The sequence below is a fragment of the Bacillus niameyensis genome (assembly GCF_001375535.1).
Taxonomy (GTDB): Bacteria; Bacillota; Bacilli; order Bacillales; family Bacillaceae_C; genus Lederbergia; species Lederbergia niameyensis.
Genome location: NZ_LN831197.1, coordinates 602,265 through 625,730, shown reverse-complemented (window position 1 = coordinate 625,730; position 23,466 = coordinate 602,265). Strand labels below are relative to the sequence as shown.

Here is a 23,466-nt window from a genome sequence, read left to right as displayed (position 1 = left end):
TATTACATTTGTGAACAAAATTTAGGATTTCTAAACATACATTGAAAGAAATCCTGTAAATCACTGATGTGTAAGGGATAAATCAGCAATTCTGCTTAAAAGATTAACATATTAATTTTATCTTAGCAAGAATTATTAAGGAGAAAAATGGAAAGGATGCCGAATTTCGTCAATTCAGCATCCTTTACGGTTAAATCTTATAATATTATGGCTATTAAGCCGCCAGATCCTTCATTGATGATTCTTTCAAGAGTTTCTTTTAATTTATATCGGGCATTTTCAGGCATCATAGCAATTTTACCTTGAATACCTTCCCTAACTAAAGAACTTAGACTTCTACCAAAAATATCGGAATTCCAAATTGATAATGGGTCATCCTCAAAATCTTGCATTAAATATCGTACAAGCTCTTCGCTTTGTTTTTCGGTTCCTATAATCGGAGAAAATTCAGACTCTACATCTACCTTGATCATATGAATAGAAGGTGCCACAGCCTTTAATCGAACGCCAAATCTTGATCCCTGTCTAATTATTTCTGGTTCATCTAAACTCATATCAGATAATGTTGGGGCAGCAATACCATATCCGGTTTGCTTAACCATCGTTAAGGCATCAGAAACTTGATCATATTCTCTCTTAGCGTCTGCAAAATCCTGCATTAACTCTAGTAAATGATCTTTCCCCCGCACCTCAACTCCAACAATTTCTTTTAAAACATTGTCATAAAGTTCATCTGGAGCAAACAAATCTATCTCTGCTACACCTTGCCCCATATCAACTCCTGCAAGTCCCGCATTATCAATAAAATCATATTCATAGAATTGTTGAACTACCCTGTCAACGTCACGCAGACGTTTAATATCTTTCACCGTTTCTTTCACAGCTTCTTGATAATTTGTACGTAGCCAATGCTCATCTCGAAGGACCATCACCCAACTAGGTAAATTAACGTTGACTTCAAGAACGGGGAATTCATATAAAGCTTCTCGAAGTACACTCATAACATCTGTTTCTCTCATACTTTCCACAGACATAGCAAGGACTGGGATGTCATATTTTCCTTCAAGCTCTTTACGTAATGCTTCTGTATCAGCATGATGTGGCCTCGAAGAGTTAATAACCATAATAAAAGGTTTACCAACTTCTTTTAATTCGTCAATGACACGTTCTTCAGCTTCAATATAATCGGAACGAGGAATTTCACCAATTGTTCCATCTGTCGTAATAACAACGCCTAAAACAGAATGCTCTTGAATAACCTTTCTTGTTCCTATTTCAGCTGCTTCGTGGAATGAGATTGGTTCTTCGTACCAAGGTGTGTGAATCATTCTTGGTCCGTTTTCATCTTCGTATCCTTTTGCTCCAGGCACTGTATAGCCTACACAATCAACCAACCTTACATTGACCTCCAGGCCCTCTTCAACTTGAACAGTCACTGCTTGGTTAGGTACAAATTTTGGCTCAGTTGTCATAATGGTCCGTCCTGCAGCACTCTGAGGTAGTTCATCTTGAGCCCGCATCCGGTCTGCCTCGTTTTTAATATGGGGCAAGACAGCAAGTTCCATAAACTTTTTGATAAATGTGGATTTACCAGTACGAACGGCTCCAACTACTCCCAAATAAATATCTCCGCCCGTTCTTTCAGCAATGTCTTTAAAAATATCCACCTTTTCCAAGAGGTTCCCTCCTATCATTAGGTTCCAAGGGACAAACTAAAGAATTCGAGTCTGTCCGATTCTAATAGACGATAATAAAATACAAATTAAAAATCCTTCTTCCACATTATATTGAGCGAAAGAAGGATTATTCCTAATTATTCATATAAATCGGTTCATTGTTTTCATCGATCGTATAAGGCATAGAATAAGCAGGAACGATCGGAGAATTTTCTTCAAGAATACTAATTATATTTTCTCCTTGTTTAAATGAATGCTTGCTCTCTTTTAGTTTAAGATATAAATCACTAATATAGTCCACATAGATCTCACCTTTACCATCTATGATAAAGTACAACTTATTATGTGTATACGGTGATGTGATATAAGGCTCACTTTTATATCCAAGCTTTGAAAAATCCAATTCGAAGACATTGTCAGCAATCGATCCTTTAAAAGGCGGGTAACCTTGGGAACGTATTCTTATTTTTATCTCCCTTATTTTTTCAGCAATACGTAGATCAACTAGTTTTACAGTAGGATTCTCCTCAACATCAATAAGTACGTATTGGAAAATACCTCCATTTTCAAAAGAGTTTCCCGGAGCTGAAGCTAAGTATCCAGGGACTAAGCTTGAAAAGTCAATTGGATATTTTATGTATATCGGTGTGTCTTGATCCCGAGTTTTAATAGGCAAAATCCCACCTTGTGCCTCTTGAAAGCGGTTAACAGCATTTTGCACAGACTCAAGTTGTTCTTCGTAAGGAATTTGGTTTTCTACTTTTCTTTCCTGAGGATACATACAACCAGTAAGTAGAAAAACAACTACGAAGCAGAGCGAAAAAATTGATTTAATCTTCACTAATCGTTTCATCCTTTCAAACTAACCCATAATCAATAGGTGGGGCCTGCTAACACAATATAAAGCATGATTATTCCACCTACAATCAAACTTAGCCACGCTACTATAGATGTTACAATCTTTAAAAATTTATTTTTAAGTTTGTAACGTGTTATATAAATAGCAAACATGGCAACTAAGAATAAACCCATGCCGATTATAGATATCCACATTTTTTGCATTGAAACTGACATTTATTTTCCTCCATTGCATGCTCAAATTCATTTAAATGATATTATACCATCTAACAAATGACAAATTACAAGAAAATCCCTTTGAAAAGTTGCAGTTTTTCGAAAATCAAAATTTAAAATGTCGTTTTTAAAGAAAAAAACCATAATGCAATAAAAATCATTGCATTATGGTCGACAATAAACCATACCCACACCACAAGCTAAAGCTATTACTTCAAAGCATTATATGCATTTAAAATGATATCGCATCCTCGATGGCCTATCGTTGCTCCATTTGTTCGCTTAAAATATCGACAAGATCTTCCATCTCATTTGTTTTTAATCTGCCCATTAAGGTTTCAACAGCATCTTTTGCATGAATGCCTTCGAATAAAGTTTTATAAAGAGCTTCGGTTATCGGCATTTTACAGTTGTATTTTTGTGCTAATTGATGAGCGGCTTTAGTTGTTCTAACACCTTCTACAACCATTCCCATATTCTCCAAAACATCCTCTAATTTCTGCCCTTTACCTAGCATATTACCTGCTCGCCAATTTCGTGAATGGACGCTTGTACAAGTAACAATCAGATCACCAATGCCAGTAAGTCCGGAAAAAGTTAAAGGATTTGCACCCATTTTTGTTCCCAAACGAGATATTTCCGCGAGTCCTCTTGTTATTAAGGCAGCTTTCGCATTATCACCAAACCCAAGCCCATCAGAAATCCCCGCAGCAAGTGCAATAATGTTTTTTAATGCCCCACCGATTTCAACACCGATTATATCGGGATTTGTGTAAACTCGGAAGTAAAGATTCATAAATAAGTCCTGAATCCTTTCAGCCGCCTTTATATTTTTAGAAGAAACTGTTACAGTTGTAGGATGTCGTAAAATAACCTCTTCGGCATGACTAGGACCTGATAATACAACAAGATCCTCAAGAAGTTTTTCGGGTATCTCCTGTTCAATCATTTCAGAAATTCGAAGCAATGTATCTGGCTCAATTCCTTTAGAAACATGGACAAAAGTTAGTGGACTTTCTTGAAACTTCACTATATCTTTAAGAACTTCCCTAACTGCTTTCGTAGGAACAGCTATGACAACAGTACGAATCTCCTCAAGAGCCTGCTGAAGTGAAGAGTAAGCGATAATATTCTCCGATAAATTTGTACCAGGTAGATACTTTTGGTTTGTGTGTTCAGAGTTTATTTCGTTTTTCTGTTCTTCATTACGAGTCCAAAGATGAACAGTATGTTCATTATCTGCCAATACTGAGGCAAGTGCGGTTCCCCAACTTCCTGCCCCAATAATTGCAATTGTTTCTTTCTTGTTTTGCAATTTCTTCCCTACTTTCTCTCTCTTGAAATAATTTTAATCGGTGTTCCTTCAAACCCAAAAGCATCTCGGATTCGGTTTTCTAAAAATCTTTCATAGGAGAAATGCATGATTTCAGGATCATTCACAAATATAACGAATGTAGGAGGCTTTACACCAACCTGTGTTGTGTATAAGATCTTTAATCGACGCCCTTTATCGGAAGGTGCTGGATTCATAGCGATAGCGTCCGCAATCACCTCATTCAGGACGCTCGATTGCACACGCAGTGAATGGTTTTCACTAACCATCTTAATTACAGGAGGAAGAGTGGTTAGTCTTTGACGAGTTTTAGCCGAAACAAAAACGATCGGTGCATAATCTAGAAATTGGAAGTGAGCTCTGATTTTCTCCTCAAACTTCTTCATCGTCTTGTCATCTTTTTCAATGGCATCCCATTTATTAACAACGATGACAATCCCTCTACCAGCTTCATGTGCATAACCTGCAATTTTCTTATCTTGTTCTTGTATACCTTCTTCACCGTTTAAAACGACAAGAACAACATCAGAACGATCAATCGCTTTTAACGCCCTTAACACACTATACTTTTCGGTTTTTTCATATACCTTTCCTCTTTTGCGCATCCCTGCTGTATCGATAATCATAAACTTTTGGTCTTCATATTCATAAAAGGAATCAATGGCATCCCTAGTAGTCCCGGCAATGTCACTAACGATCACTCTTTCCTCACCAAGAAGAGAGTTAACAAGTGAAGATTTCCCAACATTTGGCCTGCCAATTAAACTAAATTTGATAGTATCAGCATCCTCATTTTCTTCAACATCTTTCGGAAAATGCTTAACTACTTCATCCAATAAATCTCCTAGTCCAAGGCCATGTGAACCAGAAATGGGAAATGGCTCTCCAAATCCTAATGAATAAAATTCATAAATATCCGATCTCATTTCTGGATTATCAACTTTATTAACAGCTAATACAACTGGTTTTTTAGAGCGAAATAATATTTTCCCGACTTCTTCATCAGCTGATGTTACTCCTTCTCGGCTGCTGGCAATAAAGATAATTACATCGGACTCTGTAATAGCTAATTCTGCTTGCTCACGGATTTCTTCTAAAAATGGCGCATCACCAATCTCAATACCGCCCGTATCAATTACATGAAATTCATGAGTCAGCCAATCTCCTGTTCCATATATTCGATCACGCGTTACTCCTGGCGTGTCCTCAACAATTGATATGCGCTCTCCGATAATTCGATTAAAAATTGTTGATTTCCCAACATTCGGGCGCCCTACAATAGCAACTGTCGGTTTACTCATTTTTCATCACTCACTTTACTAACTAAATTCTACTGATTTTACTTACGGAAGATATTTCAATTTTTCTTAAGTAAAGCTTGGTGTCAATTCACAGAGATGGATTCAATACTAGCTAAATTTCATACCTTCTTCTGTAAGAAATCGTAACATACTATTCCAGAAAAAGGTATGTTAGATTAGAAGGGTTAATATAATGCCTTTTTCCCCTTCTGTAATTTAATATGTGATTGGAAACTTGCAAAAAACTGTTGAACTATATTTGAAAAAGTTACTATGGCAAGGAAATCAAAGGATTCGAGAGCTCCAATTATATAAGATATTTGCCATTTAGACAAAATAATAGCAAAAACGATCTCTCCTTGTATAACCCCAAGAAGGATAAAAAGTAATCGCAAGCGGATAGAGGTGGGATATATAAAATAGCCGACCACAAATAATACAAATGATAATATTATTCTTCTGTCTATTATCACCCAAATAGGATCATATAGTTCCATTAGTAAAAAACCAGTATACCCGAGCATTAGCGCGATCACTGAAAAAAGTAAATATATTTGTTTCTTCAAAGTAAATTTTGCTGCCATATAATAACAAGCAAAAAGCAAAAATAAAGCAGGGCCACTTAAAGTTAATGGTCCAACATCCATTTTAACAGGCACAAAAATTATTATTATAAGAATAGATGCTGCTGCCTTCCATCGAATGTTATTATTTTTATTCATCATAAAAGTAAAATAAATCCATAGACACCACATAAATAAAAAGAATAAATTCCCAGCCATAGAATCACCTCTCTTTCATTATGGGGAATGAGCGAGAGATTTAATCAAAAATGCCTTCCGAAATATATATCGGAAGGCATTTATTTTACTTATTGAAATCTTTTAATTTATCACCAATCATATCACTGAGCTGGAAACCTTTAGATTCCTCAGGTAAGTCATAATCTTTCGGTTGGTTAAACTGTTCCTCAAGTTCCTTAATACTAAGTGATAAGCGTTGATCACTTTCATTGACATCAAGTACTTTAACCTTAACCTTTTCACCCTCTTCTAAAACTTCGTGAGGGGTACCAATATGTTTATGGGAAATTTGAGAGATATGAACAAGCCCTTCTACACCAGGGAAAACTTCAACAAACGCACCGAAAGATACAAGACGCTTAACAATCCCTTCTAATACAGAGCCCACTGGAGCCTTTTCAGAAATATTTTGCCATGGCCCTGGTAACGTCTCCTTAATAGAAAGCGATATGCGTTCATTATCTCGATCGACAGAAAGGATCTTCACCTGAACTTTATCCCCTTCACTTACAACTTCTGCTGGCTTATCGACATGTTGATGTGACAATTGGGAGATATGAACAAGTCCATCAACCCCACCAATATCAACAAAAGCACCAAAATCGGTTAATCTTTGAACTGTACCTTCTATAACTTGTCCTGCTTCCAGTTTGTCTAGAGCAGCTTTTTTCTCGTTTTCTTTTTCTTCTTCCACGACAATTCGATGTGATAAAATTAGTCGATTTTTTTCTTTATCTAGTTCAACAATTTTAAAAGAAAGCGTTTTTCCTTGATATTCAGAAAAATCTTCAACATAATGATCTTCAACCATCGATGCTGGGACAAACCCGCGAACACCTAAATCGACAACGAGACCACCTTTTACAATTTCATTCACTTCAGCGTCAAATACTTCATTGTTTTGGAACCGTTGTTCTAATGTTGCCCACGCATTCTCAGCGTCTACTCTACGTTTAGAAAGAACAAGTAGCTCCTCTTCCACTTTCGTTACAATTAGATCAAGGATATCTCCCTCGTTGACAACATCAGATGCCTTTTCTATATGAAGGCTAGAAAGCTCACTAATAGGAATTATTCCATCCAATTTGCTTCCTTCGATATCGACAAGGACTTGTTTTTCTTCAATTTTAGTGACGGTTCCTTTCACTTGATCTCCCTCAGAGAAATTCTTCACTTCAATATCATTCATATCCTCGGGCATATGTACTCCTCCTATCCAACTTTAAAAAATACAAGGATTAAAAAATGAAATCCCTTCCTTACTAAAAATTACAAATTGTCCTGTTACTAACTTCTTATAAATGAATTCTTTTGTCAAGTAATTCCTACTGCATAATTTCCAAATATTCAATTAATCTTGTGACCATCTATAAGTTTTTGGATTTCTAGCATAATAAGTTCAGTTGCTACATCCGCAGATACCTTATTTTGACGCTGTTCAGTAAAATCTATCGGTTCTCCGAAAATGACAACTTGCTTTTTAAAAGGTTTATAAGGGCCGATAATAGCACAAGGTACAATGTGTGCCGTCGATCTCAAAGCAAAAAAGCCCGCTCCAGCTAAACCCTTTCCTAGTTCTCCCGTCTTACTTCTAGTCCCTTCAGGAAAAAGACCGACAACATTATCCTCTTTTAACAATTTTAAACCTGTTCTCAATGCTTCACGATCACTCATTCCCCTTTTAACGGGAAAAGCATTAATCGCCTCCATTAGTTTTCTGCTTCCAGCATTTTGAAATAGTTCTGCTTTTGCCATAAAATGTACAGGTCTAGGTGCACAACTGCCAACGACAGGCGGATCTAAGTTACTAATATGATTGGAGCAAAGTAACACGCCGCCTTCTTTAGGGAACTTTTCACGACCCTTAATTTCAATTCTATAAAGCGGTTTTAAAATTCCTTTTACAACCGCCCTAGCAAATCCGTAAAAACTCACTGTTCTTCCATCCTTTCACAAGCAAGGTCGTATATCCGTTCAGCAACCTCACCAATTGAAAGTGCAGAAGTATCAATTTCAACTGCATCTTCCGCTTTTCTTAATGGAGAAATTTTACGTTCTGAATCTTGCTGATCACGTAATTTAATTTCGCTCTTTAACTTTTCTAAGTTCGAAGGAAATCCTTTTTGTTTGTTTTCCAAATGTCTTCTTTCTGCTCTAATTTCCACGCTCGCAACTAAAAATATTTTCAATTCTGCATGGGGCAATACTTCGGTCCCAATATCGCGACCATCCATAATGATGCCACCATTCTCGCCCATTTTTTTCTGACGGGATACCATGTTTTCCCTAATTTGACCATGTGCAGCAACTGTAGAAACTTTGGTTGTTACAGCTTCTGTGCGAATTTCATTAGATACATCTAACCCATCTACAAAAACAAGTTGACCATTTTCTGATGGTTTCAATTCAATCGCTGTCTCAGCTAACAGTTCTGATAATTCTTGCTCATTAGTAACATTAATATTACTTTGAACCGCTTTGTATGTTAGTGCTCTATACATCGCTCCTGTGTCAACATATATATATCCTAATTTTTCTGCAACAATTTTTGCGACTGTACTTTTCCCTGCTCCTGCAGGTCCATCAATAGCGATGCTTATCTTTTTATCTTCCAAATCCCTCACCTGCTTAAATTGTAAATTAATTGTTGTTCTTATTTTACCATAGAACAAGTCGTAATCCTTAAAAAATAAATTTGAATAGGATATAAAAATTAGAAGAATTGAAAAAGCTACCCTTAAAATAAAGAGTAGCCTTTTCATTCATTCTCCTTCATTCGAAAGACATCTTGCTTTGGTTGTTCCTCAATCCCTGAAACACCTTCATATTGGATTAATTTATTCGTATATTCAAACAAACTCACATGATGGAAAGAGAGTTGAACAACGATAAGGAAGACTAGGTGCACGAGAACGAGTTTTAATAATATCCGGTCTAAAGTTCTCATATTGTTAACTCCGTTTTTCCTTATCATTTGTAATTTTCCCCAATTTTATTCAACTAATATTCCTTTTTTTCGATATTGTAATTGTTTATCGAATGTGTAGCGAATTAACTGTTGCTGCTCTGTATTCGTCAAATTTAAAAACTGAACTGATAATAAATGAATTTTATTTCTTTCGAATCGTCTAGTAATTCTACAATCCAAATTTAAATATTTGTAATGATGATCTTGAAACGGCAAAACAATGCAAGCCCTTCCAAAATCTCCCCTCACTATAGGGGAATGTTCTGGAATTACGACCGCACACCCGCCACCACTTAAATCGTCTGTAATTGTAGGTAATTGAGTGTTACGCTCGGGAAAATCAAGAGAAATATCAATCGCCGTTTTTACTCTTACAAATTGCCTGCGCTGAATTTTCATTAAATCCTGCTCATTTGGTAGGGCAAGTGCGAGCATTGGAATTTGTTTATTGAATCGATTTATTATTTTCGTTTTAAATAAATAGGTAGCCCCTGTGTTCTTATCCGAAAAACTTGCAAATAAGTGTTCACCGTTAGGTAAATATACGATTCGATTCGATTCGATACTCACTGGATAAGAAATTAATAACATATTATCTGTAAAGTCTGATACCTTCGACCGAAGTTGCTCCGTTTGGTCATTATGACTTAACTCAAGTATTAGCTCCATTCCTACTTTAAACATAATGTCACACCTTATTACTTTTTGACTGATTATTTAGTATTATCTCATGAAAAACATCACTTTGCTAGTAAATTTTATATTAAAAAAAATCAACTTACAGTGACTCATATCGTTTCACTGTAAGTTGATTTAACTTATAAAACATCGTTATACATCGGTTCCGCATTTTGCAGTTTCTCAACCTTTTCTTCCATACCATTTCCAGCATTAATATAAATTCGATATGTGTCCTGATCCAATGTACCTAAAAATTCATAACATAGAACTTCTTGTCCTAGTTCGTTAACAATGACGGCCAAATTATTTTCCATCAATTTAACATTTTTATTTATATGTTCTTGTGCTTCTTTTTCTGTTATTTTTGGACTTTGAATTTTACGTTCATGGTGGCCTTTTAAATAATCAGTTGCAGCAAAACCAATGATTTTCCCGTTATCGAGCGCTACTTTGACCTTGATTGACTCAGGATAAATTCTCACACCATCTTGCACAGTTGTAAATGTAAATAACCCCTGGGTATCATATTGAACGCTTTCGGCTAGTTTAAGATCTTTATATCCGTGTTTCTGAAGATAATCATTAGCCTTATTTGCGGCATCATTTAAGCTGACTTTTTGTTCCCCAATTTCACGGTGATTCATTAGCCAAACTGGATAACCACCTTTTTTAGTAATATCAATGCTTGCCCCATCTCCATTTCCATTATCGAGATTCACGCTGAAGAAGTCGAAGGCAGCCCCCTTACCATTATCTACAACTTTAACTTCATTAACATTTTTAATACCAGAATACTTTTTAGCAAGTTCGACCGCTTCCTCTTTTGAAATCGACTTACCTTTTAAATGTGCAAAATTTTCATCTTTCTTTTGAAATGTTACCATTGTTGAATCTTGTAAATGCTCTTCTCCAAATCCTTTCGCTTGCTTTTCTACTGTTTTAAATCCGTCGATGATCGTATTATCCGCTGCTTCTTTTCCAGAAGCTAGCGCCATCTCAACGTCCATCCACCTTAAATTATTCTTTAATACTAAATGTTGGACTTGCCTCAGTTCGGAACGAATATCATCACTTTGATTGTAAAGTTTTTTTAATGTGGCATATTCTTCTTCTGTAAGTGGTGATTTATCTAAATCCCGCACCGCAGTACGATAACTAAAGTTACCGATATTCGCCAAAAATTCCTCCGTTTTATTAAACGGCAAAAGTGTTAAAGGTAACTGACCAACACGAGTACGGGCTTCAGAAGTAATTCGCCATACATCTGCAAGTGCCGGTGAAAGCGAGTTCTTTGTGTTCATAGCAAGAGTTGTGCCTATCTTGTCATGCAGCACATCCATTTGATAACTTAAATCGTGAAAAGCACTTTGATAATTATTTTCAGCATTAATCAGTATCGCATTTTTTTCTTGATGCTCCTGATAACCCCAATAGGCTGTTCCAGCAACCCCTATCGCTAAAACTGCAATTAAAATTGATCGAATCATTAGAAACCACCTCTATTCAAATTATCTTCAAGCTTCGAACAATAATCATTCGGATTCCCTTAGTTTCATGTCGAACTACATACAAAAGATATGTTTACCTATCCGCTTAATTTGTGGCCTCGTCCAAATCCATGCGCTCGTTGCTGTATCTGGATTAAAGTAATATAAAGCACTATTCGTAGGATCCCACCCATTAATTGCATCTAACACAGCTCTTTTCGATGTCTCGTTTGGTGTTAACCATATTTGTCCATCTGCTACAGCTGTGAAAGCTCCAGGTTCAAATATGACTCCTGACACAGTGTTCGGAAAGGATGCACTATTTACCCGATTTAAGATAACAGCCGCTACTGCAACTTGACCTTCATAGGGCTCTCCCCGTGCTTCCCCATGGACTGCATTAGCCATTAATTGGATATCGTTTTGTGAGAATCCTGCAGGGGTGTTTGCTGCAGTTGGTTTGGGAGCTGGGTTGCCGCCTTGATTGCCTGTATTACCCGAAGTATTATTATTAGAAGTTGATTGTTTGCCTAAATCAGTACCGCCATAATGAGTAAATTTATTCCCTTTATTGATTTGTTCCTTAACATATTGCTCGTTATATTTAGATGCATTAACCAACTTGGCCTTCGTCTTTTCTCCTGCGAGACCATCAATAGGGAGCCCAAATTCATATTGAAAATTTCTAAGTGCCCAATACGTCCCCCAGCCAAAGACTCCGTCAATTTTCCCGTTGTAGAAGCCTAAATATTGGAGTCTGGCCTGCAATTCAATAACATCATCTCCGACTGCCCCTTGTTGAATCACCTGATTCGTAAAGGCTCTTGTTTTGTCCATTGGTGAAGTCGTAACCATCAAACTACACAATAATAAAACGGATATTAGCTTTGCAGTTTTGCTAAATCTCATTTTCTTAGCCTCCAAAAAAAGTTTTCCTACATAGTATTGTCCTAGAAGAATTGGTTTTTTATGCATGAAAAAAAACACTGCATTTTTTAAACTCAAAATGCAGTGCCTTCTTCATTGTGTTTTCTAGTTAAAATATGTGCATGTTTTACCTTTCTAAGACTGATATACCAAAGGCATAACATAAAGGGAACCATATAAAATAACCATCTTTTTCCGAGTACAAGAATGGAATCATAAAACCCATGCAAAATAAAGGGGACGAAAAAGGAAGAAACGAGCCAAATTATATTTTTACCTCCAATATTAAATTTTGCTTTTCCTAAATAATATCCCATTAGGACTCCAAATAAGGCATGGCTGGACACAGGAAGTAATGCACGCCCAAAAGCAAATTTAATACCATATGAGACTAAGTATAATATATTTTCCATTGTCGCAAACCCTAACGAAATAGCCGCTCCGTATACTATACCATCATAAGGTTCATCAAAATCGGCATGCTTGTATATAGCTAAAAACAAAATAAACCATTTGAAAAACTCTTCTAAAAATGCTGCTGAGATAAATGAATTTAGAAATCCATTATTTATAAAATCTTCCTCAATAATCACATATTGCATAAACATTACTGGAAATGTTAAAATAGCGCCAAACATGAACACCTTAAAAACATTAAGAATAGGTTCTTGTTGATATTGATCCCGTAAATAAAAATAGCTAATCAATGCTAGACCGGGAGCGATCCCAGCAGATAATATGCCAAACATAAAACAGCACTCTTTTCTTTCTATTTCTTTTATCCTATCATGGAACAGAATGATTGAAAATGATCTTTAAGTAATATTAAAGCAAAAGGCGGAAATAAATGAAGAATATTCTTGTTTTACATACCGGTGGTACTATTTCAATGCAGGAGAATGAACAAACAGGTTCTGTTTCTCCAACTATCGAAAATCCATTATTAAGTTATGCTAGGCAGCTTGACAAATTGGCAAATTTAATTACTAAACAACCTTTTCATCTTCCCTCACCACATATTACTGTTTCAAATATGTTGGAATTAAAAATATTAATTGAACAAGAGACTCGCAAAAAGTCTATAGATGGTGTCGTAATTACTCATGGAACAGATACATTGGAGGAAACAGCATATTTTCTAGATTTAACATTACAAACAGATATTCCAATCATTGTTACGGGTGCAATGCGATCTATTAATGAAGTTGGCTCTGACGGACTTTACAATTTTATTTCATCTGTACGTGTTGCTTGTACGCAAGAGGCTAGAGGAAAAGGTGTGCTTGTCGTTTTGAATGACGAAATCCATACAGCTGCGAATGTAACGAAGACACATACTAGCAATGTCTCGACTTTTCAAAGCCCGCAATATGGACCTATTGGGATTGTGACAAAGAGAGAAATCGTCTTTCACCATAAGTCACTATTCTCTGAAAAATACACACTGAATAACATTACAAAAAGAGTGACTTTAGTAAAAACATATGCTGGAATGGAGGCAGATTTATTTGATGCCATCCACGATTTACAATATGACGGGGTTGTCATTGAAGCGCTTGGTCAAGGAAATCTTCCGCCTTATTGTATGAGTGGAATCAAAAAGATAATAAGTTCCAACATACCAATCGTTCTCGTCTCCCGATGTTTTAATGGAATTGCTCAAGATGTTTATGATTATGATGGTGGAGGTAGGCAACTGAAAGAAATGGGTGTTATTTTTTGCAATGGATTAAATGGACAAAAAGCAAGGATTAAATTACTTGTTGCCTTAACCCATACGAATGATTTTAAACAACTCAATGATATTTTTTCTATAGCTTAAAGAACAAAAGCGCCGGCGTATTGGAAACCTTCTATATTAAAGATGAACGCCCCGTCCTGTCCTGTCCTTTGGAGCTAGACGTATAGGTAAAAGCATCCCATATTGAAGGATGCTTTTATTTTATATTTTTTCTTCTTTTTGAATATAGGCAGCAATTAGGTCTCCATGGAAACGTCCGTTCTCAATAAAAATCTCATTTGCATCATTTCCGGCTGCAATAACACCTGCAATAAATAGATTCTCAACGTTTGTTTCCATTGTTTCATGATTAAAAGTAGGTCTGCCTGTTTCCTTATCAATATTTACACCCATCTTGCCAATAAAAACATGATCCGGGTGATAACCCACCATAGCAAAAACAAAGTCATTTGGAATTTCTGAAACTTGTCCTCCGACTTCATATTTCAAACTTTGCGGAGTAATTTCCATGATATTCGCATTAAACTCCATCTTTATTTCTTCGCTTCTTACGAGAGCTTGAAATTCTGGCAAAATCCAAGGTTTAACACTTGCAGAATAATCACTGCCTCGGTAAAGGCAAGTGACACGAGCTCCAGCTTTATGCAGCTCAAGGGCTGCGTCTACCGCCGAGTTTTTGCCACCAATTACGGCTACTTCTGTATCAAAGTAAGGATGGCCTTCTTTAAAATAATGAAAAACCTTGTCTAAATTTTCGCCAGGAATTCCCATATAATTCGGATGATCATAATACCCTGTTGCGATAATAACATATCGTGCTTCATATTTTCCTTTACTCGTTTCAATATAAAACAAAGAGTCTTCCTTGCGTACACTAATAACCGTTTCAAACCGATTAATTCTTAATTCTTTTTCTTTAACAACTTCTCGATAATATGTAAGTGCTTGGTTTCTTTTTGGCTTACGTTCCACGGTGATAAATGGCACACCGCCAATAGCTAATTTTTCACTTGAACTGAAAAAAGTTTGATGAGTTGGATAATGATATAACGCATTGGCGATATTCCCCTTTTCAATAATCAAGGGGTTTTTACCAATTTCTTTCAAAGCAATCGCAGCTGACAAACCACATGGTCCGCCACCAACAATAATACATTCTTCCTTTTGCATTAAATTACTCTCCTATCTAAAAATCTCCCATCTATATATGATAGGAGATTCTAAAAATGAGTGCAATGAATATGTTTAAAAGAACGAGTGAAAAGTTTGTATAGCTGTTTTATCAATAAGTCGTTTTCCATATTCTTCTAAATATATTAAGGATATACTGGATAATCTTCCATATTCTTCACTCAAAGCGAGTAGCGTTTCCTGCTTGAACCCGTCTTGTGCAATTACAAAATAATAATGTGAATTGAATGAGTAAAGTGAACTAATCGAATGAAAACGATTAACGGTATTCAACTTTTTTGCAAAAGAAATACAATCATCAATATTTTCAAATACTACTATTATAAAATTATTATCGATTAAGGAAGGTGGCCTTTCCATTGCCGAATCATTAAAATCGTCTTCATCCAAAGTTAAAATGAGAACCAATTCTTTAGATGTCATAGAATAAATCTCAATTGCCACGGCCTCACAAGGTTCCAATGCATATACACGACTTGCCTCATCCAACATTTCATCGAATAAATCATCCCATATTTCTGATTCCTTTAGCATTTCATCCTCAGTAAACCCTTTGAAAGTCAATTCTTCAAACGAAATGGAGTATTTTATTTTATTTGAAGATAATCGCTCAAGCTCCATGAAACCGCCCCCTGAAGTTCTCCTTACCTCCCATACTATGTAAGTTCTAAAGGATGGTTCATATTGCCAGTTTGTTTCATTAACTCCTTTTTCTTTTTAAAGTGATTAAATGCGTCTCGGCTTTCGCTCCTAATCTTAGTGGTAATAAAGAGGTTCCATAACCATTACTAATAAGGTGTGTTATACCATTTTCCTTTTTTATTTGTCCAATTTCATATGGACCGAAACCGAATATACGTATTTGTCCTCCATGAGTATGACCGCTTAAGATTAGTGAAATTCGATTATTTTCGGGTAGCCTATTGTTAATATCCGGATTGTGGCTTAACAAAATTCGAAAAATGTTTTCGCCAGCAATATCAAAAACTAACTCTAAGGGGGGCAATTCTTGTGTAAGATCATCGACACCGATCAAGGCAATATGATCATTTTCCATAAAATAAACATCGTTTTTTAACTCCGTGATACCGTATTTTGAAAAAACGTCCTGTAAGTGTTGTAAATCAACCTCATAATCATTATTTCCCCAGATAAAAAATACAGGAGCAATGGTAGTTAATTTTTCTAAGTTTTCGCTAATCCTTGCAAATGGAACATCTTTTTCTGCTAAATCTCCACCAATCACAACAATATCAGCTTTATTCTTAATGTTATTTATAATTGCATCGGTAATAGTTCGACGATGGATATCGGAAATAAAAAAAATTGTAAATGAATCTAACTCCAACGGGAAGTTCGAAAACTGTAACTCTTCCTCCTTAACCAAGTTACCGAATGCATTACTAATCATATAAAAAAGCAACGCTAGTATACATAATATAATTATCGTTAATATAAACATCATTAAAACACTCGCCTTCACTGGAGGATAAAGTGAAACTTCAATCTTTTTTTCATCTTCACTGATTGTTAGATGATAGAACCCGTCTATTACGCCTTGAGTGTGGAATAAACAAATCATAACATTTTTTTTATCTCTTTTAACAGGAAAAGAGATAGCAATAAGAGCTATCTCCTTATTACAGGAATATAACGCCGGACCTTAGACCAATGGTATTTCTTGCTGAGGGCTTATCTTAGTGTCATCACGCATCCCACTGTTCAACTCCCCCATTTTTATGCTTATGTTTAAATTCGACATTCAGAACTTTTCAAAAGCAAAATTTCATCGTAACCGCTACTTTAAATCTCTCATAGAATATACAACTAATGATTTCGGGAAAGGAGTTCATCGCTTTGTATTATTGTCTTCAACAGAATCACCATACATGTTCTTGTTATAATCGACACAAGAACTTATTCATACCGTGGTACTCCCCCTATCAGCTTTATTCGCTTCCACATTTCAATCGTGAGTCTAAACCTATATATCCGGCCGTTAAAACAAATACCCTTTTTCAATCAGCTGAAAACTTCCAATTGCTTATGAATCAAGCCCATTTGTTAATTAATAAAGTGAAAACATCACCTAAATTTGCTCGTGATTTGATGGAAGCAGCCCAAAGTTCGAATAAAAAGAGAGTGGAAGAATTAATCCGATCTACTGGAATTACGATTAATGTCCAAACAAGTTTTAATCCTGATGGTATTAAAATTAGCTTAAGTAATGCTGAGAAAGATGTAGGATGTTGCACATTAAACATGGGGTTAAAATGGTAGCCCATTTTTGAATAAGCAGGTTGTATTTGGATCAATTTGTAAGTGGAAAGCCAGTTAATGAGGAATATGTCACATCTCATCGTCGTAAAACTATGTTGAAATCATCAATCACCCTTCAAATAGTTTCCATGAAAACCTGGTTGCCACATAGCTACCAGTAATCATAATGGGGAGATTGTGTAAAAACTTCTGCTGCATTTGATGTGTCAGATACACTGTGGAAGGAAAACTCCCCCTCAACCTTTTGCAAAGATACATCCTTTTGTTAAAGGAAAAAAGCCTCCAAAAAGGCATTATATTAAACTTTTTGGATAGCTTATTTAAACGTTATCCTATTTTTTACCATTTTATTACTTTTGTTAGAACAGAAGTTTCCTTATTTTGTAAAGTTTCATAAGCATCTGGGGCATCCTCGAAATATACTTCTTCTAATAAATATTTATTTACTTTAATTCTATTTTCACTAACTAATCTTAAATATTCATCCATATTTCGACCTTCAGTCCAACGGATGAATCCATAATGATAATCAATTGCATCCCTTTCAAAGATTGGATCGTATCGCCCTGGCCCACCTGCTCGGGAAATCAGAATACTTGCCTCCTTACCAAACATTTTGTCCCTTGGGAAATCAGGCTCTATATCCCCAACAATGACAACTTTTCCTTTATCTCTAATCCAATTTAAGCTTTGTGCTGTTAATGGAGATTTTTTACCCCCAGCGCATAGTAATACAGCATCTGCCCCTTTATACCTATCCCCCGAAATTATTTTCTCTTCTAAATTTTCTTGGTCAGTAAATAGTTTAATATTTTTGTTCCAACTCAAAAGCGTCGTTCGCTGTGCAGATAGATCATATGCATATACTTGATAAGCTGAGGCATCAGCAATTTGAGTGATTAATTGGCCGATAATTCCTAAACCTGCCACAATAATCTTTTCACCAAAATTGAGATTTGCAATTCGCAAACCATGAATTGCAATTGCACCTATTCCAGCTAATGCTGCTTCTTTCGGACTTACATTATCCGGCACTAGACTACACAATGTTTTTGGAACAAGTAAATACTGAGAATGTTTCACATACGGTGCACCATATACCGCAACAATATCCCCATCTTTAAACTCTTCCGTATTATCACCACAACGAACAATAACACCAGCAGCACTATAGCCAATATTAATTTGTCTGCCTTCACTATTATTAATCATTGACGTTTCTGTCCCGGGACTGATCACAGAATATAAGGTTTTAACTAGTAGGTAAGAATCTTTAAGTTCTGGAATTTCTTCTGTTATTATTTCTACCCTCTTATCATTGGCAACTATTGATTTCAAAAGTTTCACTCTCCCCGACAGTTAATTTCTTTTCGATTTAATAAAATATTTTGGTTAAATAAATTCAATAAAACAAATCCTGGATCATATCTGGGTCATATACCTACTATACGAAAGCGATTTCAAAATGTCAATAATTTTGCTAGACGACATGCGCCCGCTTCCTTAAGAGGAGATGTCCTGTCAGTCGGAGCTGAACAACGTAAACAACACACCGACATAACTTATCCATACCGACCGATTTTATAGTTTCATAAAAAACAAAAAACAAGTGGTCAACGCTCACTTGCTCTGATGGTAAAGGTTTATATTATATTTCTTTTTCATATACTCAAATATTTTATGTCTCTCGTTCCATAGATTTCCAGGTAATAAGTCTCCGCATTTATCAATAACTTCACATCTAAGATCATTATATTCTTTCTCACTTTTTTCCTTTTTTTCAAAAAAAATTTTCACCGAGCCGAGTAACGTAAAACCTATAAAAATAAGTAATAAAAAATAACTTTTCCCGGTAAAGACTGAAACCATATCGAGTACCGAATAATTATAGGGTTCTATTGCTGTTTTATATATAAAATAAAAAGAAAGAAAGCAAAAAAGTATTGCTATCGTTAAAAATGTAAAGTGCATATTTTTATATCTGTTATACTTTAATTTTCTATTTATTAGATTTTGTAATACTTGCTTTGTCGTCTGGTCCATATCTTCTCCAAATGCAACTAGAAACGGCTCCATGCAATCAACTCCCAGTAGTTTCATTATTCACTACATTTTTATGTTACATGGAGCCGCACTATGTCCTTATGGTAAAGGTATTTTTAATTTTTGACCGACACTAATATCATTACCTACTAATCCATTAGCACTTTGGATTCTTTCTATTCCTTCCTGACTTTTATAATAATGCATTGAAATACGATAAAGAGTCTCCCCTTTTTGAACAGTATGATAAATTGTTTCCCCGTTTTCATTTTGCGGAGTAGGTTTTGTTTCCTCTTTTGTTTTTTCAGTCGTGTCCTCTTTATTTGTTACCTGTTGATTATTCTTTGTTGTGGAATTCTCTTTTGGATTTTCTTCACGATCTGCTTTATTCTCTTCTTCTTTTACAGCATCTTTGTTTTCTTCTTTCTTTTCGATATTCTTCGGAGTATCCTTTATTTCATCTTCCTCCTGTTTTTTAGAGTCATCTGGAAGTTCGTGATCGTCAAATGAGATCACTTCTCCCGCACTGCTTCCTGCTGATTTAACAGTTGGCAAATTGTCTTTATTTAAATAAATAATGACAGATAGTGGGAGTAGCAACATAATTACTAACAAAATAAGTGGAATGGAAAGTTTGAATTTCTTTTCCTCCTTCTTTGAATTTTTCTTTTCTTTCTTTTTATTTTTTTCCTTTCCATGCAATTCCGCTCTTGATGGCAATTTTTCATGATTTGATGAATTTTTTGGATCCAGCATTTCAGACATTTTTATCCCCCTCCTTTAAGCTTGGGATTTGGCTTGATCTCTTTATATATAGTCCTAATAAAAAATCAATAATAAAGTGCATTACGATTACAGGTAATAGTTGTTGCCCTGATAATTCAAATATAATACCAAACAAAAAACTTAGAATTACTACATTTATGATTAAGTACCAATGTGCCCAATAGCGAAAATGAACGAGGGCAAAGATGATACAAGATGGGATTAACCCTAGTTTTACTTGTACGACGCCTCGAAAGAGCCACTCCTCTACAATCGCAATGACTAACACTAAAATAGTAATCTGAAATATTGATAAATTAGAAAACAACTTTTCATTGATTCCACCATCACTGTAAAAGTGATTCGGTAACAGCTTCATCAAAAGTACATCAAGGCTTACAACGAGGACACCACAAATAATTGCAACAAAAAGCCACTTAGGGTCCCAGCGAAACAGTGAAAAAAATGATTGTAAATGACGGTAAACTACAAAGCTTAATATAACAGCTAGGATTAATAAAACTGCCTGTGTCAAAAAAACACTTAATAGTAATTCCTTTCCTGTTAACTGCTTTGCTAACTCCGCTTGTCTATTTAATTTCATAATGGATTCACTTCTTGTTTTAATAATTGCTGAAGTCGTTTCACCCAAGAATTGGACGATAAGTTTTCTATATGTGTTAATTCTTCGTAGTAGTTACTTAAATCAAACGTGCAAATGTCACAACAATCAGCTGGTTTTGAATAGTCGTTTTCTCCAAAAATAGTTATAATTTGCTTTCTGCGACAATCTGTCGATTGAATCCAACGATACATTTGCCATACTTTGTTTACTTTATAATTTAAACGTTTCATTCTAATCGTCTTTACTTTATTAATTTGCTGCTCAATATCTTGAGAGTTTAGAAGATAGTAATGTTTAAGAAAACGTAATTGAGTTTCTGACAACCGTAATTCTGCAACGAGATCAGTTTCATTTTTTAATTGACAAGTGTTGAAATAAGCATCAATTTGCCATTTTTCCGGAAGTTCATACTCGCTCAGTCTCAATGGTAATTCCTCATCGCCAGGGCTATACATTAAAATTGCGACACTTTCTTGCCCATCCCTTCCAGCCCTGCCGATTTCTTGCAAATATGACTCTACTTGACCTGGCATGTGAAAATGAATAACAAATCGAATATTATTTTTATTGACTCCCATGCCAAATGCACTCGTTGCACAGATTACATTTAGCTGATCGTTTAGAAATTGCTGTTGAATCAATATGCGTTGTTCTTGATCCATTCCTCCGTGATATGCAGCTACCGCTTTGACTCCATTTAATTTAAGATGCTCAACCATTTCCTCTGCAACACGTTTACTAGAAAAATATATAATTCCAGGTTTTTTTAATTGTCGTACCAGTTCCAACAGTCTTTGTTTTTTTTCGTTTGCAGTTTGTACTCTTTCAATCATAATCGCTATATTGGGCCGATCCACTGAATAGATAAATTCATTAGGGTTCTTAAGCTTTAGATAATGCTTAATATCATCTCGTACCTCTTTTTGAGCTGTCGCCGTAAGAGCTAGTGCTGGAGGTGCCCCCAAACATTCTCTTATCTCCCCTAAACTCAAATAATCTGGTCGAAAATCATGTCCCCATTGTGAAATACAATGCGCCTCATCAATAACAAATAATGATATTGAAACATTTTTAAGTCTATCGATCATACCTTCCATTCGTAACATTTCTGGCGAGATATAGATAAATCGATATTGATTCAAATTTTGTAATGCCTTTGCTCTCGCTCGGGAATTCAAAAAGGAATTTAACGCAATTGCTTTGCGTTCACCTATTAAAGCTAGCTGCTCAACTTGATCCTGCATTAATGAAATCAATGGTGATATGATTAAAACCGTTCCTTTAATAAGATAGCCTGGTAACTGATAACAGAGTGATTTTCCCGTTCCTGTTGGAAGCATAGCTAGTACATCTTGTTGCTTTAAAACTGCATCGATAATTGCTTCTTGGCCATTTCTAAAGGAAGAATAACCGAATCTTTCTTGCAAAACTTGGAATTTCATCATTTTTTCACTCCCAATCTGGACAATACAAGCCGGATTTGGAAATAAGAAATATCACTTAGTTTTTCTTTAATAGGTTTGAGTTTTCTTACACCTAAGGAATTCGCAATTGTACTTATTTTTTCGATCGATTCTTGATCCACATAAGGTGTAATCGAAAATTGTTTATTATTTAATGCTATTTCGATAATATGGTCTTCTACCGTACTAGCTTTTAAATTTCGCAATTTAGCAATTTCTTCTATAGTTAAGTTTTGCTTAAGTAACTTATATGTACGAAGAGCTGTCTTTGTATACGGTACTTTTTGGTAAATGTCTTTTAATAGACTAGACAAAATATTATATTTATGATGATCTTTAATTAACACTTGGATCATATAATGCTGTGCATTCATAAAGCGAAAGTGAGATTCCGACAATTCTATCTCTAGAAATTCAGCTATTTGAGTCGCTGTCATGCCAATCGACTGAAATCCACTTAGACGCATAACAACTATATCTGGATTTTCAGGGAATGGCGAATTCAATATTGAGTATAGTTCATCAAATAAACAGGATGCTAAATTTGAACGACTATTCGGATATTGAATAATGGTATTTTTAACCCAATCCCGTATATCCGGATCCCTAACTATGGGAATATAACGATTTTGCCCGTGGCTTAAGTAGGATATAGCTTGTACAAGTAAAGTCAATCTTTTCCACATCAATATCGATACATCCTGATACTTTAAACCATGGATATATTTCGGGAAAGCATTCTCCTTAAAAAAATCAGTATAAGCTGTAATGCCTTGATCCGTTACGGTCCATTTTGAATCTTCATTTAAAGAAACGATTAGGTCTTTTTGAGATAATTCATTTATATTTTGTTCAAATTGTTGACGTGACCATCCTGGCAGAGTTTTAAATAAATTTGAAAGGCGATAAAGATGGGCATCTTGGATAGTTTGCGATGATTTCTTACCTGAAAGTAAATGATAAACGGAATAGATAGTTCTCTCTCCATTAATTGTATGCAGACATTTCAATATTAGCGCATGCAATAATGTCACCAGCATCATCCCTTATGTTTTACTTCTTTCATTTTACCATGAAAACATCGTTTCGACTATTCTATCTATATTTA

Annotated in this window: 25 protein-coding genes; 2 read left to right on the top strand and 23 right to left on the bottom strand. The window is 35.4% G+C overall.

Annotated features, from left to right (window positions below; all coding sequences use genetic code 11):
• Window positions 1-197 precede the first annotated feature (197 nt).
• From spoIVA to prsW, 14 genes are all read right to left on the bottom strand, one after another.
• Window positions 198-1,676, bottom strand: a complete 1,479-nt coding sequence (spoIVA, locus tag BN1243_RS03085) for a stage IV sporulation protein A (RefSeq protein WP_062104800.1) — start codon at window positions 1,674-1,676, stop codon at window positions 198-200.
• A 133-nt stretch (window positions 1,677-1,809) separates the two neighbouring features.
• On the bottom strand, window positions 1,810-2,529 hold the full coding sequence (locus BN1243_RS03080; protein ID WP_062104799.1) for a hypothetical protein: 720 nt from the start codon (window positions 2,527-2,529) through the stop codon (window positions 1,810-1,812).
• 20 nt (window positions 2,530-2,549) lie between these two features.
• Window positions 2,550-2,750 (bottom strand): DUF2768 domain-containing protein, encoded by a 201-nt coding sequence (locus BN1243_RS03075; RefSeq protein ID WP_062104798.1) that lies wholly within the window; start codon window positions 2,748-2,750, stop codon window positions 2,550-2,552.
• Window positions 2,751-3,009: 259 nt separating this feature from the next.
• A complete protein-coding gene (locus BN1243_RS03070) occupies window positions 3,010-4,065 on the bottom strand; it encodes an NAD(P)H-dependent glycerol-3-phosphate dehydrogenase (protein ID WP_062104797.1) in 1,056 nt (351 codons plus the stop codon).
• 8 nt (window positions 4,066-4,073) lie between these two features.
• Window positions 4,074-5,384: a ribosome biogenesis GTPase Der gene (der, locus tag BN1243_RS03065; RefSeq protein ID WP_062104796.1), complete on the bottom strand. Its 1,311-nt coding sequence runs from the start codon at window positions 5,382-5,384 to the stop codon at window positions 4,074-4,076.
• Between the two features lie 185 nt (window positions 5,385-5,569).
• Window positions 5,570-6,166: a YphA family membrane protein gene (locus tag BN1243_RS03060; protein ID WP_062104795.1), complete on the bottom strand. Its 597-nt coding sequence runs from the start codon at window positions 6,164-6,166 to the stop codon at window positions 5,570-5,572.
• An 85-nt stretch (window positions 6,167-6,251) separates the two neighbouring features.
• Window positions 6,252-7,388, bottom strand: coding sequence for a 30S ribosomal protein S1 (gene rpsA, locus BN1243_RS03055; RefSeq protein ID WP_062104794.1), 1,137 nt, complete (start codon window positions 7,386-7,388; stop codon window positions 6,252-6,254).
• Between the two features lie 146 nt (window positions 7,389-7,534).
• Entirely contained in the window at window positions 7,535-8,122 is a 588-nt protein-coding gene (locus tag BN1243_RS03050) for a lysophospholipid acyltransferase family protein (protein ID WP_062104793.1), read from the bottom strand.
• Entirely contained in the window at window positions 8,119-8,949 is an 831-nt protein-coding gene (gene cmk / locus BN1243_RS03045) for a (d)CMP kinase (protein WP_084781792.1), read from the bottom strand. Before cmk ends, BN1243_RS03050 begins: the two co-directional genes overlap by 4 nt.
• Window positions 8,946-9,161 (bottom strand): DUF5359 family protein, encoded by a 216-nt coding sequence (locus BN1243_RS03040; protein ID WP_154669791.1) that lies wholly within the window; start codon window positions 9,159-9,161, stop codon window positions 8,946-8,948. Before BN1243_RS03040 ends, cmk begins: the two co-directional genes overlap by 4 nt.
• An 18-nt stretch (window positions 9,162-9,179) precedes the next feature.
• Window positions 9,180-9,839, bottom strand: coding sequence for a flagellar brake protein (locus tag BN1243_RS03035; RefSeq protein ID WP_062104791.1), 660 nt, complete (start codon window positions 9,837-9,839; stop codon window positions 9,180-9,182).
• 134 nt (window positions 9,840-9,973) lie between these two features.
• Window positions 9,974-11,323, bottom strand: coding sequence for a germination protein YpeB (gene ypeB / locus BN1243_RS03030; RefSeq protein WP_062104790.1), 1,350 nt, complete (start codon window positions 11,321-11,323; stop codon window positions 9,974-9,976).
• A 75-nt stretch (window positions 11,324-11,398) separates the two neighbouring features.
• Window positions 11,399-12,178, bottom strand: a complete 780-nt coding sequence (sleB, locus tag BN1243_RS03025) for a spore cortex-lytic enzyme (RefSeq protein ID WP_230200293.1) — start codon at window positions 12,176-12,178, stop codon at window positions 11,399-11,401.
• A 146-nt stretch (window positions 12,179-12,324) separates the two neighbouring features.
• Entirely contained in the window at window positions 12,325-12,999 is a 675-nt protein-coding gene (gene prsW, locus BN1243_RS03020; RefSeq protein ID WP_062104789.1) for a glutamic-type intramembrane protease PrsW, read from the bottom strand.
• 98 nt (window positions 13,000-13,097) lie between these two features.
• Between prsW and BN1243_RS03015 the strand changes: the two genes are divergently transcribed.
• Entirely contained in the window at window positions 13,098-14,072 is a 975-nt protein-coding gene (locus BN1243_RS03015) for an asparaginase (RefSeq protein WP_062104788.1), read from the top strand.
• 120 nt (window positions 14,073-14,192) lie between these two features.
• On the opposite strand, the gene BN1243_RS03010 is transcribed toward BN1243_RS03015, so the two are convergent.
• From BN1243_RS03010 to BN1243_RS03000, 3 genes are all read right to left on the bottom strand, one after another.
• Window positions 14,193-15,161 carry a YpdA family putative bacillithiol disulfide reductase gene (locus BN1243_RS03010; RefSeq protein WP_062104787.1) on the bottom strand — a complete coding sequence of 323 codons (969 nt, stop codon included), beginning with the start codon at window positions 15,159-15,161 and terminating at the stop codon, window positions 14,193-14,195.
• A 75-nt stretch (window positions 15,162-15,236) separates the two neighbouring features.
• Window positions 15,237-15,803, bottom strand: coding sequence for an adaptor protein MecA (locus BN1243_RS03005; protein ID WP_062104786.1), 567 nt, complete (start codon window positions 15,801-15,803; stop codon window positions 15,237-15,239).
• A 79-nt stretch (window positions 15,804-15,882) separates the two neighbouring features.
• The gene (locus BN1243_RS03000; protein WP_230200089.1) at window positions 15,883-16,764 is read right to left on the bottom strand and encodes a metallophosphoesterase; all 882 of its coding nucleotides are present in this window, start codon (window positions 16,762-16,764) and stop codon (window positions 15,883-15,885) included.
• A 458-nt stretch (window positions 16,765-17,222) separates the two neighbouring features.
• Between BN1243_RS03000 and BN1243_RS22450 the strand changes: the two genes are divergently transcribed.
• Window positions 17,223-17,462 carry a YuzC family spore coat inner layer protein gene (locus BN1243_RS22450; protein WP_230200088.1) on the top strand — a complete coding sequence of 80 codons (240 nt, stop codon included), beginning with the start codon at window positions 17,223-17,225 and terminating at the stop codon, window positions 17,460-17,462.
• 339 nt (window positions 17,463-17,801) lie between these two features.
• On the opposite strand, the gene BN1243_RS02990 is transcribed toward BN1243_RS22450, so the two are convergent.
• The 6 genes from BN1243_RS02990 to BN1243_RS02965 all read right to left on the bottom strand — a co-directional run bounded on the left by BN1243_RS02990 (window position 17,802) and on the right by BN1243_RS02965 (window position 23,392).
• Window positions 17,802-18,800, bottom strand: coding sequence for a zinc-dependent alcohol dehydrogenase (locus BN1243_RS02990; protein WP_062104784.1), 999 nt, complete (start codon window positions 18,798-18,800; stop codon window positions 17,802-17,804).
• A gap of 282 nt (window positions 18,801-19,082) precedes the next feature.
• Window positions 19,083-19,538 carry a DUF2663 family protein gene (locus tag BN1243_RS02985; protein WP_062104783.1) on the bottom strand — a complete coding sequence of 152 codons (456 nt, stop codon included), beginning with the start codon at window positions 19,536-19,538 and terminating at the stop codon, window positions 19,083-19,085.
• A 66-nt stretch (window positions 19,539-19,604) separates the two neighbouring features.
• Window positions 19,605-20,270 carry a LysM peptidoglycan-binding domain-containing protein gene (locus BN1243_RS02980; protein ID WP_062104782.1) on the bottom strand — a complete coding sequence of 222 codons (666 nt, stop codon included), beginning with the start codon at window positions 20,268-20,270 and terminating at the stop codon, window positions 19,605-19,607.
• Entirely contained in the window at window positions 20,263-20,874 is a 612-nt protein-coding gene (locus BN1243_RS02975; RefSeq protein ID WP_062104781.1) for a CPBP family intramembrane glutamic endopeptidase, read from the bottom strand. Before BN1243_RS02975 ends, BN1243_RS02980 begins: the two co-directional genes overlap by 8 nt.
• Complete coding sequence (locus BN1243_RS02970; protein ID WP_062104780.1) at window positions 20,871-22,340, bottom strand: RecQ family ATP-dependent DNA helicase; 1,470 nt, start codon at window positions 22,338-22,340, stop codon at window positions 20,871-20,873. Before BN1243_RS02970 ends, BN1243_RS02975 begins: the two co-directional genes overlap by 4 nt.
• Window positions 22,337-23,392, bottom strand: coding sequence for a YpbB family protein (locus BN1243_RS02965; RefSeq protein WP_062104779.1), 1,056 nt, complete (start codon window positions 23,390-23,392; stop codon window positions 22,337-22,339). Before BN1243_RS02965 ends, BN1243_RS02970 begins: the two co-directional genes overlap by 4 nt.
• Window positions 23,393-23,466: the final 74 nt, after the last annotated feature.